Source organism: Microcoleus sp. B5-D4, from assembly GCF_036705145.1.
GTDB lineage: Bacteria > Cyanobacteriota > Cyanobacteriia > Cyanobacteriales > Microcoleaceae > Microcoleus.
In genome coordinates, this window is the sequence record NZ_JAUBTV010000091.1 from 1 (window position 1) to 12,041 (window position 12,041).

13 protein-coding genes and 2 pseudogenes are annotated in these 12,041 nt (G+C 45.1%); all 15 read right to left on the reverse strand.

Features of this window, described 5'->3' with window-relative positions; all coding sequences use genetic code 11:
* Nucleotides 1-106: 106 nt before the first annotated feature.
* Nucleotides 107-619 (reverse strand): TMEM175 family protein, encoded by a 513-nt coding sequence (locus QUB10_RS28545; protein WP_333206602.1) that lies wholly within the window; start codon nt 617-619, stop codon nt 107-109.
* An 86-nt stretch (nt 620-705) separates the two neighbouring features.
* Nucleotides 706-999, reverse strand: coding sequence for a hypothetical protein (locus QUB10_RS28550; protein ID WP_333206603.1), 294 nt, complete (start codon nt 997-999; stop codon nt 706-708).
* The gene (locus QUB10_RS28555; protein WP_333206604.1) at nt 999-1,481 is read right to left on the reverse strand and encodes a peptidoglycan-binding domain-containing protein; all 483 of its coding nucleotides are present in this window, start codon (nt 1,479-1,481) and stop codon (nt 999-1,001) included. The genes QUB10_RS28550 and QUB10_RS28555 overlap by 1 nt, the downstream gene beginning before the upstream one ends.
* A gap of 26 nt (nt 1,482-1,507) precedes the next feature.
* Nucleotides 1,508-1,951 (reverse strand): annotated as a pseudogene (locus tag QUB10_RS28560) (SgcJ/EcaC family oxidoreductase); the annotation flags it as partial.
* 583 nt (nt 1,952-2,534) lie between these two features.
* Nucleotides 2,535-3,332 (reverse strand): IS4 family transposase, encoded by a 798-nt coding sequence (locus QUB10_RS28565; RefSeq protein WP_333206632.1) that lies wholly within the window; start codon nt 3,330-3,332, stop codon nt 2,535-2,537.
* A gap of 120 nt (nt 3,333-3,452) precedes the next feature.
* The gene (locus QUB10_RS28570; RefSeq protein WP_333206605.1) at nt 3,453-3,767 is read right to left on the reverse strand and encodes a hypothetical protein; all 315 of its coding nucleotides are present in this window, start codon (nt 3,765-3,767) and stop codon (nt 3,453-3,455) included.
* Nucleotides 3,768-4,093: 326 nt separating this feature from the next.
* Nucleotides 4,094-4,859 (reverse strand): IS1 family transposase gene (locus QUB10_RS28575; protein ID WP_445300809.1). Its coding sequence is split into 2 segments (ribosomal slippage): nt 4,094-4,636 and nt 4,638-4,859, totalling 765 coding nucleotides; the frame shifts between segments, so codons are not numbered across the junction.
* A 241-nt stretch (nt 4,860-5,100) separates the two neighbouring features.
* Nucleotides 5,101-6,657, reverse strand: a complete 1,557-nt coding sequence (locus tag QUB10_RS28580; protein WP_333206607.1) for a GMC family oxidoreductase N-terminal domain-containing protein — start codon at nt 6,655-6,657, stop codon at nt 5,101-5,103.
* A 73-nt stretch (nt 6,658-6,730) separates the two neighbouring features.
* Nucleotides 6,731-7,477 carry an alpha/beta hydrolase gene (locus tag QUB10_RS28585; protein ID WP_333206608.1) on the reverse strand — a complete coding sequence of 249 codons (747 nt, stop codon included), beginning with the start codon at nt 7,475-7,477 and terminating at the stop codon, nt 6,731-6,733.
* Between the two features lie 71 nt (nt 7,478-7,548).
* Nucleotides 7,549-8,352, reverse strand: a pseudogene (locus tag QUB10_RS28590) (SDR family oxidoreductase).
* Between the two features lie 279 nt (nt 8,353-8,631).
* Nucleotides 8,632-9,000, reverse strand: coding sequence for a cupin domain-containing protein (locus tag QUB10_RS28595; RefSeq protein ID WP_333206609.1), 369 nt, complete (start codon nt 8,998-9,000; stop codon nt 8,632-8,634).
* Nucleotides 9,001-9,076: 76 nt separating this feature from the next.
* Nucleotides 9,077-9,913: an alpha/beta hydrolase gene (locus QUB10_RS28600; protein ID WP_333206610.1), complete on the reverse strand. Its 837-nt coding sequence runs from the start codon at nt 9,911-9,913 to the stop codon at nt 9,077-9,079.
* A gap of 475 nt (nt 9,914-10,388) precedes the next feature.
* The gene (locus QUB10_RS28605) at nt 10,389-10,853 is read right to left on the reverse strand and encodes a lipocalin-like domain-containing protein (RefSeq protein WP_333206611.1); all 465 of its coding nucleotides are present in this window, start codon (nt 10,851-10,853) and stop codon (nt 10,389-10,391) included.
* 30 nt (nt 10,854-10,883) lie between these two features.
* Nucleotides 10,884-11,747, reverse strand: a complete 864-nt coding sequence (locus tag QUB10_RS28610) for a dioxygenase family protein (protein WP_333206612.1) — start codon at nt 11,745-11,747, stop codon at nt 10,884-10,886.
* A 41-nt stretch (nt 11,748-11,788) separates the two neighbouring features.
* Nucleotides 11,789-12,016, reverse strand: a complete 228-nt coding sequence (locus QUB10_RS28615) for a hypothetical protein (protein ID WP_333206613.1) — start codon at nt 12,014-12,016, stop codon at nt 11,789-11,791.
* Between the last annotated feature and the right edge of the window lie 25 nt (nt 12,017-12,041).

Genomic DNA, 12,041 nt, shown 5'->3' on the forward strand with positions numbered 1-12,041 from the left:
AGTGGATTAATATCTCGAAGTAAAAACATATAAAACCTCTTTAAATATACTTAATATTCTTATTATATCATATTAGTCATTTATGTAATTAATTTTGTTTAACTACTTATAATGCACATGCAAGCCAAGGGATTGCAAAAGCAAGTGGAATTGTAACTGCATAAATCAATACCGATGACTTGCCTTTAAAATTTCGACCAAGAGCATTTGCAAGTGTGGAATCTTGACCGTGGTGAGAAACAAGTGTGCGGGTCAGAGTGAAGTAGGCGATCGCAGCCAACAATAGAACCACACCATAAAGCGCCACAGGCAACGCAGCAAAGTGATTTTCACCCATCCATGCGGTGACAAAGGGAACTAATGATAACCAGAACAACAAATGTAGGTTTGCCCACAAAGTTGAACCATTCACTTGTCGGACTGCCTGAAACAGGTGATGGTGATTGTTCCAGTAGATACCAATATGCACGAAACTCAACACATAGCTTAGAAAGGTTGGAATCAACTGACGTAGTGCAGCTAAATCTGACTCATGAGGTGTTTTTAACTCCAGTACCATAATGGTGATAATAATAGCAATTACCCCATCACTGAATGCCTCTAACCTACCTTTAACCATTTTTGGAGATGCTCCTTGTTTGCTTACCGCGTTGTATAACTGCCGTTTGTAAAAATGGTTGTCCGTTACTCCGTACTGGTTTACTTCTAAGGACTGGTAAACGGCTTACATTGAATCGCCTTCACATTTCGCAAATAGTTCAACTCTGGCTCGAAGTTAGTGGGACAGAAGACATAAACATTGTCCTGAGACCGGCTAATGACTAAACGGTAGCTGGGTGGAATCCCTTCAGAACTTTCGATCACTTCGATTCTGGGAATCACTTGTGAACTGACTTGAGCCAGGGATGGAAAATTGAACAGTAGGAGTACGCCGAACAGAATTGTGATTGCGATTGTGGTTGTAGTTGTGATTTTGGTTGAAAGAATCTTTCGGTTCATTAGAAATCTCCTGTGGCTTGTGGTTGTGTAATGTTCTGTTGTTTCCAGGGAAGCGGCGATCGATAGGGGTTTTCGTGCATATCCAGGACCTCCCAGGTGGTTGGATTGACTCGCCCTGTAACTGGGATTCTGTATCGTCCCTGGAGATCGCGTATCGCAGACGCTGTGACCGCACCAAAGATGCCATCGACGAGCGCCCCTCTTGGATTGCCTAACCTCACACCTGCGGCTCCTAAAAAGCCATTGTCTTGAAGAATGCGCTGTAACAATTGCACGTCTCTGCCGCGATCACCTTGGTGCAACGTAGGTAAGGTTAAATCAGTGTAGGCAGTGGCGATCAGAATGGGGGAGGTTTGTTGTGGAGGAATGCTGTGTGCGATCTGCGCTTCGCAGCAGCGCTTCGCTATCGCGGGATAAGTGAATGAACCTCCGAGCAATCCTGTTGCGATCATTAGTCCTCCGAAAATGAGTTGAGGTTTCATGATTGTCCTCCTGATGGAGATTGGTTTTATTTCGCATCAATCTGCGTCGAAGTGATTACTCCACTCGCTTTGAGACCTGCAACGAGGTCGGTTACTTGACGTTGAGCCTCTTCACTCAGCGAGTCAAACTCGTCCAAGAAGAATTGACGTTCTAGCGTCAACTTCCGGGCATTGAGTAGCCATTCAATCCGCCAATCTTGATCGCGTTTCATCACGACGAATAGCTGCATCGAATCTCGTGACGGTGAAGTTTTGGGTTGTCCGGGCAGCATTACCCTGACAACTCCGTTCATGAGAGCAAGTTGAGGATTCAGGAAGTGGACGAAATTCACCTCACCCTCTAGGTGTGTTTCTTTGACAACCGTATCGAAAGCTTGCTGATTAAATGCAGCGATCGCTTTTCGACCCTTGAGATGCGTTCCCTCGAAGGCGATGAAATCGGCAGTTTCGCTGAACGGAGCAGCGAAGTCTTCACCGCTGCCTCGATTCTAAGCATCAATCATCTGGTGATGGAAAGCACGGATTGCTGACTCGTCAGCAGGACTGGTGAGTTGATTTTGAGTTGTTTGTGAATTCATAAGCGCCTCGTTTTGGGATTTCTTATCTAATTGTTTTGGCAGTTTAGGAACACAACAGCACGAAGATGCACTGCTGCGTTTGATCGCTATGAACTTACTGGAGCAGCAAGCGTTGCCGGCTAATTCCGTTTGTTTGATCTGAAGTATAGACAGTACCAATGCTTGATTGCTTTCAGATTCCTACGATGATTGGTCAAATTCTGACGATGATTGGTCAAATTCTGATCGGTTAGCGCCCTTGTTTCGGGGATAAGCGATTGTCTGTTGTTCATCTCAACCATCAGCTAGTCGCGCCCTGCCGCAATCATCTTTTCTGCCAAGCCGACCGGGTTGTAAAACATCACCTCATGACTACGGGACATTTGCACGAACCGAAATAGCCCCAAGTGGCTAGACATTCTGGGATGCCAACCCCAATCGCCTTGAGGAAGGACATTATCTTCTGTACAGTAGAGCTGTCGGGGCGACAAGTCGCTTATAACGCTGATAGAATAAGCCTCATAGCTCTTATTCCTTGTTGATAATTAGGTAGTTTATGTGGAGACAAAGACATTAATTCAACAACAACCTGCCAATTACTAAACATCGAATCGACCCATGATTCACCCCAAAGTCCAATATAAAAAGTGCTATGACGTGCATATTTTCTATAATTTTCTGTTTTTCTACTTAGATATTCTTGAACTTGCTTTGACTTAATTTTTATCCCTTGAATTATACTCTTCAAGTATGCTAGTGATAACAAAACTAATAATTTACTCAGTCGCTCACCTGTGAGATTAGTCCTTTCTAGGTTATATCCTCCACCCTTAAAGTCTCTGAACATCTCTTCAATTCCAAATCTTTTTGCATAAGCATCAACTGCGGCTTGTATATCTGCCAAGCTTGTCAGAATATACCAAGGTTCTTTTGTAGTAATATTTCGATATTTACCCAGCCACTTACCTGCTAGATTAAACCCCGTAATGGGTGCAGTTTTTCTGATTGTTACTTCTTGATTGAAAAAGCTATTTTCTGGCTCTAATCCTAGCATTTTTAGTTCAGCCCATAACTCCTCTTCAATCTTGATACAAACATTCTTTTTTAGTCGTAAACAGAAATCTACTTTCTTCTCCCTCAGCCAATTTCCGAGGGTAACACTACAAAATTCACGATCTCCTAACACGATCAATTTATAATCTGATAAGGCATCGAATACTGGCGTTAATACGAATTGTTGATTTTCTAATGTGCTGTTCCCTTGTTTGTCAAGCATTTTCCAATAAATAGGAATATAGCAAGTCTATTTGAGTCATGAATGTAGAACCACCTGAAACGCTTGTGATCATTGAATCGATTGTTTACAAATCAAATGGTTTTGCTATAGCTCTTTTTCGCCAAATCATGCTGACCATCAAAATATTATTTGATTGCCATTGGTTCGGTCTATTGCTAAATATACAACCTTCTTCTGTTTAACACTACCTTTAATCCAATCAATAACCAGTGACAACCAAATATTATCTATAGTCCATTCATCCTCCGATAAAAATCTCTGAATCTTTTTTCTTCTACTTTCAAATTTAATGGGAATCGCTAGTTTTGTCGCCATGCTTTCTAACGTGACTTTTTTAATCGATTGCACTACTTGAATAAATAAAATTGTCAATAAGTAATTAGAATGTGTCAGCTTTTTTGACAAATGGGCATGATATAATTTTGGTATCATTTAATTGTTTTTGGGTAAGAAGCTTTCTTACCCTATCTTTTTTCATGCTATTTGTCTAGAGTGCCCTCCCTGTCTGCTCTTCAGGCGACCTGTCGCCCCGTCAGACAGTAGAGGTAGCTTTTGGGGATGGGCAGCGAGTAAAACTGCTTTAGGTCTAACTTGTCAAGCCACGGTTGATACGGTTCAGGTGATAATCGTGCGTAACTGGATCGAGCTAGTTCGAGGTCAGCATCATTGAGAAGCACTTCTCGCCACATCTCAAACGGCATCACCATCGTATGATCGTCCGATTCTCTAGCTAGGGAGTCAAATAACGGGTAGTGCTTTTATGTAAAGGATGGAGAAAATTGAGGCGGTTGAACTTTCAGCATTCCTAATCGGATTTGGTGATTGTAGTCATGAATGAAGTTCCAAATAGCACCCTTGTGATTCTCCAATTTTTTAGAAAACGATAACGTCTTCCTGACTAATCGCGAAATTCGTTGCCTGAGAGTATTGTTCAATCGTTCAATGTAACTGGTTAATCCGCTTTCCTTGCCGACGGACTTATGCCTTTTACTTGGTAAAACTACGGCATAGGCTTCCCAGTGATCGGTATAAATCTTGGCACATTGGCGATAGACACTTGGTAGTGAATCCCATAATGCAAGAGCCGATTTCGAGGAGCGGTCTCCAATATGACATCCGATCACTTCCCGAGTCTTGCTATCCATTGCTAACCAGACCCATTGTTTATTCCCTTTGACGTCTACAAAAGACCAGAGTTCATCCATTTGGACTGTGTGTTTCCCAATTTCTTTCGGAATGACTGTGGCTTTGACTTCTATTGCACCGTACAAGTGGTTCACATAATTTTGGAGCCAGAAGAGAGGAAACGCCCATGACTCGGGCAATACCAGCCAGGGAAATCCGCTCCAACAGAAGTAACTCAATTTTTGCCAAAGTGTCGGTGTCTTTGGGTGTCCACTGAGGATTTTCTACAAACTGCCGACCACATTCGCGACATTTGTGGTTTTGTTTTCCCCGACGAGTCATCCCATTTTTCATCACATCGTCAGAACCACAAGTGGGACAAATTAGATAGGGTTTCATAATGAGACTCCTCAAAAGACTGGACATAGAGGTATTATCCTCCATCCTTTACATAAAAGCACTACCAAATAACGCTTGATGATGCGGCGGAATACTAAGCTGTTACGCATTTAAGCCATTAACCCTCCCGGTAAAGTGCGTCAGCTAGAACACTGACTATACATGGGAAACCCTTATTTACGCTCCGCACCCTACTATCCTCCTTTAAATGTCGAACAGCTTATCTCTGAGGCTTTCACCATCATTGAGGCAATTTTGTTCCAACTTTTATCAAATCGGCACCCTTTTCTCCAATCATAATTGCCGATGCATTTGTGTTTCCTGTGATCATAGTTGGCATAATCGATGCATCAACAACTCGTAACCCTTCAATCCCCCGTACCTTGAGTTGAGGATCGACAACCGCCATTTGATCAATACCCATTTTGCACGTCCCAACAGGATGCCATGCCGTACCGCACGTTTGCCGAATATAATCTTCGATTGCTTTGTCGCTCTGCACGGAACTCCCTGGAGCAATTTCCTCACCCCGAAACTCATTAAACGCATCGGAGTACACTATTTGACGCAAAATTTTAAGTCCTTCAACCATCAGTTGCATGTCAGATTCTTTCTGAAGATAGTTGACCCGAATCAACGGTGGGTCGAAGGGGGAGGAGGAACGTAGTCTTACACTACCACGACTTTCGGGACGGGTGATGCAAAAGGGAAGGGTGAATGCCGGACCTTCACGTGCATAGGCAGGATCGACATATAAAATCGGAACAATTGTAAATTGCAAATTAGGCGCCGCATCTAAATTATTGTTGGTATGCAGAAATAACCCAGCCTCTCCCCCATTACTACTTGGCGCAAGGGGCACGTCCTGAGTAGACTGGTAGGCAATAACAGCAAGTGGGTGATCTTGAAGATTCTGGCCGACACCCGGCAAATCAAAAACTACAGGAATGCCGGAAGCCCGCAGATGTTCAGCTGGTCCAATTCCAGAAAGCATTAGCAGTTTAGGAGAATCGAAGGCGCCAGCACTCAAAATCACTTCGGAGTTGACCCTAACTTGATACTCCGTTCCGTTTTGAAAATACACTACCCCTACCGCGCGCTTTCCCTCAAAGAGTAAACGAGTCACCAATGCTCCTGTTTGAATAATCAAGTTGGGACGATCTTTAATCGGACGCAGAAATGCCACTGCTGTACTTTGGCGCTTGCCATCTTTCACGGTCACTTGGTAAAGTCCTGCACCTTCCTGCTGTACGCCATTAAAGTCGGGATTTTGCTCATAGCCCTGTGCGATCGCGGCTTCCACAAAGCGTTGCGACACTTTTGCAGGAGAGAGTGGATCTGTGATGCTAAGTGGTCCATCAACCCCGTGAAATAACGATGCTCCTCGCTGCTGGTTTTCCGATTTCTTGAAGTAAGGCAAGACATCCTGATAACTCCAACCAATATTACCTAATGCTTGCCAGCTATTGTAGTCACGTTCATTGCCTCGTATATAAATCATGCCATTAATCGAACTGCTGCCGCCCAAGACTTTACCGCGTGAAGATAAAATTTTGCGGTTATTTAAGTAAGGTTCCCCTTCAGTTAAGTATGCCCAGTCCACTTCCGAGCCTAAGAGTGTAGTAGCCCACACTGAGGGAACTTGAAGTTCTGGCTTGGTATCAGGACTACCCGCTTCGAGCAGCAATACTTTAGTATTAGGGTCTTCTGTAAGACGGTTGGCAACAACGCAGCCTGCTGAACCGGCGCCAATCACAATATAATCAAAAGCAGCACTGTGATGGTATGTAGTTGTCATGATTTCTCCTTTTCAGGTCATTTTTTGTTGAATGACGGCGACATTAGTGGGTTGGCGATCGCAAATTCTGCTGCTAGTCACGTCCTGCCACAATAATCTTTTCTGCTAAACCAACCGGGTTAGAAAACATGACCTCGTGACTACCGGGCATTTGCACGAACCGAAATAGTCCCAAGCGGCTAGACATTCTGGGATGCCAACCCCAATCGCCTTGAGGAAGGACATTATCTTCTGTACAGTAGAGGTAGCTTTTGGGGATGGGCAGCGAGTAAAACTGCTTTAGGTCTAACTTGTCAAGCCACGGTTGATACGGTTCAGGTGATAATTGTGCGTAACTGGATCGAGCTAGTTCGAGGTCAGCGTCGTTGATAAACGCTTCTCGCCAAATCTCAAAAGGTAGCATCACCGTATGATCGCCCGATTGTCTCGCTAGCTGATCGGATAACGCTTGAGAGTGCGGTGGGGTGTTATCGTTGAGGCTTTCACCATCATTGAGGACAAAGGCATTGAAGAAGATGAGTCGTCGAATGCGTTGCCTTTGGCCGGCGAAGCCATCGCTTATTGCTTCAGCAACTTTGGCAATAATTGTCCCACCGAAACTATGTCCGACTAGAACGATATCGTTTAAGTCTTTACTCACAATGTAATCGACGATCGATTGCGTACATTGAGCATGGTTGACGTTTTTGTTCACGCCTTTGCCATGTCCAGCGATCGTGGGCGCAAAAGCATGATGTCCCTTTGCTTCTAGTTGATCAATGACTGCCTGCCAAGCAGAACCATCATGCCAGGAGCCATGAACTAAGACAAAAGTTGACATAGAATCCCTCCTTGTAAATGTGATCTGAAAATCAAGCTCGTCTGTTCTCTCTTGTTCTCTCTTGAAATGGGTCAGTTCGCTGTGTATCCGCCATCGATCACTAAGGATTGTCCAGTGATGTAGCTGGCAGCATCAGAGCAAAGGGAAACAACAACTTGAGCGACTTCTTCTGCCTGAGCAATGCGACCCATCAGCACCATAGCTGTAACAGCATCAGCCGTCACGCCCTATTTTTCAAAGACACGATTAAGACCCTAAGTCGCAATGTTTCCAGGATTCACCGCGTTAATCCGGATGCCCTGCTTAGCATAATCCAGTGCTGCCGATCTGCGCTTCGCAGCAGCGCTTCGCTATCGCGTTAGTCCCATAACGGCATGTTTACTCGCGCTGTAAGGAGAGCCTCCTGGCAGTCCAAACAAACCTGCAAGTGAGGAGTTGTTAACAATTACGGCCGATTCTTGAGACAACATCTGCTGAATTTCATATCCCATGCGCAGAAACAGTCCCCGGACGTTGATCTCCATGAGTTTGTCAAACTCCTCGATCGATTGTTCATGCAGGGGTTTCAAGAGTCCCTCATTGCCTACATTGTTGAAAGCACAATCGAGTCGTTCGTAGGTTACAACGGTCTTTTGCACTAATGCTTTGATCTCTTTCTCATTCAAGGCATCTGAATGGACATATAAACATTCAGCACCTGTTTCACGAATCAGTTTTGCGGTTTTTTCTCCTTCTGCGTCGCGTCTGCCTGAGAACACGACTTTTGCGCCAGCAGCACCAAAGGCGATAACTTCGTTAAGCTTCGCTAACGCAGTGGCTTGCCCAATTCCTGCTGTTCCTCCAGTGACTAAGGACACCTTATCCTGAAGTATCATTTTGTTTCTCCTTCTGTCAGTGCCATTAGATTCAATTACTAATTAGAGAAGATGCTTGTAGCCGGATGCGTTTATGCCTCGTCTATAGCGCGGTTGCAGCACAATCGATGAGCTTGGCAACAGCATCTGCATGGGCAACCATCACAACATGGGACGCGCCATTCACTACAGCACTACTCATGATGGCTCCTAGAGAGTTTCAATGAACATTGATTGAAAACGATGGCTGGGTTTCCTAAGATCGCGATCAATCATCCCTAGCAGTGAGATTTGCATGAATCAGACTGGTGCATAAATCGTTTCGTCTTCTTTGCGCCAAGCTGGATCAACTAGACAAACGAAAACAATGGGTTCGTCGCCGTAGTTGTGAAGGAACTGGATTGCATTTGGAGGAATGTAAACCGCATCGCCTGGTTCAATGCGACAAACTTCACTATCGATTGACATTTCGCCAACACCGCTAATGATGTAATAAACCTCAGAAGTTTTTAGGGAATGGGGAATCGAAGTTTCGCCAACAGGCAAGCTCGCATGCGCCAAACTGTAACGCAAGTTGATATCTTGTTTGTCAGGATGAAGCAATTCGCGCAGAACAGTTCCATCTTCAGCGATAATTTCTTCACAGTCGTTTAGTTTTTGGATCAGCATACGTTTTTTAGGTTTGCAATTACACAATCGGATCAAGTTCAGGATCTGTGAATTTCGGAGGAGAAAGGGTCACTGATTATTTCTGCTGAAGAAAGTCCAGCAACACGGGATTGACCTGATCAGCGTGAGTCCAGTTGATCGCGTGTGGTCCACCAGGAATGACAACCAGTTGACTGTTTTTAATCAGTTTTGGAAGTCTTGCTGCGGTGGACTCCAGTGGCAGAATGCGATCGCTATCTCCATGAATAATCAGAGTTGGCACATCAATGCGGGGCAGATCATCGCGGAAATCGGTGAGCCAGGAAGGTACACAATCCAAAGTCCCTTTAGCAGAAGCCCCTGCTGCTACATTCCAACTGGCTTGAATCGCTTCATTGCTGATGCGATCGCCCAACAATACATCTACATTGAAGAAGCCCTGGAAGAATGTAGAAAAGTAGGCTGGACGATCGTCAACAATCGCTTTCATAATGCCATCGAAGACACTTTGATCAACACCCTCTGGATTGTCGTCTGTCTTTAACAGAAACGGTGGAACGGGAGCCATCAGCACGGCTTTCTGCACCCGCTCTGAGCCGTATTTGCCAAGATAACGTGTGACTTCACCTGTTCCCATTGAGAAACCGACCAGCACGGTATTTTGCAAGTCAAGCTTGGTCATGAGTGTATTCAAATCGGCGGCGAAGGTATCGTAGTCATAGCCAGATGAGGGCTGACTGGAGTTGCCAAATCCTCGGCGATCGTAGGTAATTACTCGATATCCTGCGTTCAGTAAAACTAGAACCTGCTTCTCCCAGGAATGTCCGTTCAATGGAAATCCATGAATCAGTACAATTGGTTGTCCTGTCCCAAGATCTTCGTAGTAGAGATCGATGGTTGCAGAGTTTTCTTGACCAACGGTAATGTAAGGCATGAGAGGTTTCTCTGTTGTAAATTGATGATGTGTTTTTGTCTGTTGCATCACAATTGTGATGCAGCGATCGAGCACCGTCTTAACACTGCTGTGTTAAGCAGACTTCAAGATGGGGCAAGCATCCATTGCCTACCGTCACTTCAGAACGACAAGAATCCTTCATTGTTGCCTAAGCGCGATCGCCGCGTTTGCCGCCTCTAAGATGGCTTTGATTCTGCTTCGGTAGCCAGCGCGGCACGCACACCAGCATTGAGATTCATGCGGTCTACAAATCGTGACAGGTTCTCAAAGCCTTGTAGTCCGACCTGAGTGTTGATCGCCCAACGCAGAATGACGAACAGGTAGGGATCGGCAATCGATCGTTCGCCAGTGAGCCAGTTTCGTCCGTCGAGATAACTGAGGACAGCGACGTTTTCAGTGAGTGAAAAGTGATCGTACTTGCCTCTACTTCGTTATCGACAACGAACTCCCCTTGCTATAATCGTTCCCACAGCAGCTCAAAAACCGCTTCAACACCATCACTCAAGACTGGCGGCGTCACGAGCGTTAGTCGGCTCTCATTAAGAGTAAAGGTGCGAACTAACGTTGTACCAACGCGATTAGGAATTGATGCAATTTTGATCTGGTGAGTTACTGTGTTGCCACTCAACGTATAAGTTCCAGCGTAAGCATTGAATGTTGTAAATGCTTGAGCAAGCTCTTCCACGGGTAAAGATTGCATCTGGGGAGTCAGCGGTGATCTGACCTCCTGACTCAGCGGTGTGCGATCGCTCCTAGAAAACATCACCATCATGTGACCATCTGATGTGTAAGTGATGTAGCCAACCGGATGAGTTCCATACACGTCTGGAGTCACCGTTCCATCAGTGTAAATGGCAGTTGCAGAAATTAACTTCCAAATGCCAATTAGCAGATTGTTCTGGATTGATGGTGTAGACATAATGTGCAACCATTGCTTGATGATTCTCCGCTAGAGAGTAGCGGGTTTTAACCCAAAATCAAACTCAGTCGTGTAAAACGGTTTACTTTGATTGTGTGCCTTGAGTTCGTCTAGTGCTTCGTGCTTTTGCAATTGAACGATCGCCGATCGCACGGAAAAAGTTGTATCTGAATCCAGGTGAGGATCGCCAGCAATAAAAATTTGTGTTGTCAGTGGAGTGTACTCCGGAGCACTGAGTTTGAAATGGATGTGAGCCGGCCGCCAGGGATGCCGTCCCAAGAGTCCCAGCAACTCGCCACATGGACCACTGCTTGGCACTTTGTAACCTAGTGGCACCACGGTTTCAAACCTATACGTTCCACTCTTGTTCGTTTTGAAACGTCCCCGAAAGTTCCCCAACGGCTGAGATGGCTCTTGGATGTCATAAAATCCTTGGGAATTGGGTTGCCAAACATCAATCAGAGCATTGGCGATCGGTTGACCGTTCAAATCTAAAACCCTGCCTGACAGGAAAAGCGTGTCGCCTTCTGGATCAATACCCAAGCGATCGCCCATCTGCCGTTCTGGTGCATTCGGCACATACAAGGGTCCTTCTAAATTGCTTTCTGTACCGCGATGAGCATCGTTCAGCAATTCTACCAACTCTGAAATTCCCAGTAGATCCGTCAACAAATGGATCTCTCCAGTGGGAATCTCCTGAGTGTGATGACTTGTCTGGTTGAGAAAATTACGTCCCTGCTGCAATTCTGATTCAGTCAGCTTCACCTCACCCACAAAGTCATGCAAATGTTTAACCAAGCTTGTGTAAATTTCATACAGTCGCGGGTGAGATTTGCCACGATCGCCATGATTAATGACGGCTTCAGTGATAGTGTCAAGTGTGATTTTCTGCACGATCAAACTCCTTTTTAGTTACGTGATTAATGATGGTTGTTTTACGGCGACCATCTTGACTTATAGTCTGTGTCATAACCTAATTGGCTACAGCTATAGTCTGGTGACTTGATGCTTTCAAGACTCATCCTGACGATTTCGTGCGGCATACCAATCCATTCAAGAACGATGAGATCAGCCACCGAACAGGCACCGGGCATATGATAGAGTTTCATGGAATGTCCCTTATCGCGAAGAATGTGTTTTTGCTTCCTATCTGCTGTTTTCATAGTCTGAGTGTAATGACTCCTAATG

Excerpts from the sequence above, each read along its gene's own strand:
- QUB10_RS28615 (WP_333206613.1), bottom strand. The coding sequence starts at position 12,016 with ATGAAAACAGCAGATAGGAAGCAAAAACACATTCTTCGCGATAAGGGA.
- QUB10_RS28545 (WP_333206602.1), bottom strand. The coding sequence starts at position 619 with ATGGTTAAAGGTAGGTTAGAGGCATTCAGTGATGGGGTAATTGCTATT.
- QUB10_RS28550 (WP_333206603.1), bottom strand. The coding sequence starts at position 999 with ATGAACCGAAAGATTCTTTCAACCAAAATCACAACTACAACCACAATC.
- QUB10_RS28570 (WP_333206605.1), bottom strand. The coding sequence starts at position 3,767 with ATGATACCAAAATTATATCATGCCCATTTGTCAAAAAAGCTGACACAT.
- QUB10_RS28600 (WP_333206610.1), bottom strand. The coding sequence starts at position 9,913 with ATGCCTTACATTACCGTTGGTCAAGAAAACTCTGCAACCATCGATCTC.
- QUB10_RS28555 (WP_333206604.1), bottom strand. The coding sequence starts at position 1,481 with ATGAAACCTCAACTCATTTTCGGAGGACTAATGATCGCAACAGGATTG.
- QUB10_RS28605 (WP_333206611.1), bottom strand. The coding sequence starts at position 10,853 with ATGTCTACACCATCAATCCAGAACAATCTGCTAATTGGCATTTGGAAG.
- QUB10_RS28595 (WP_333206609.1), bottom strand. The coding sequence starts at position 9,000 with ATGCTGATCCAAAAACTAAACGACTGTGAAGAAATTATCGCTGAAGAT.
- QUB10_RS28580 (WP_333206607.1), bottom strand. The coding sequence starts at position 6,657 with ATGACAACTACATACCATCACAGTGCTGCTTTTGATTATATTGTGATT.
- QUB10_RS28585 (WP_333206608.1), bottom strand. The coding sequence starts at position 7,477 with ATGTCAACTTTTGTCTTAGTTCATGGCTCCTGGCATGATGGTTCTGCT.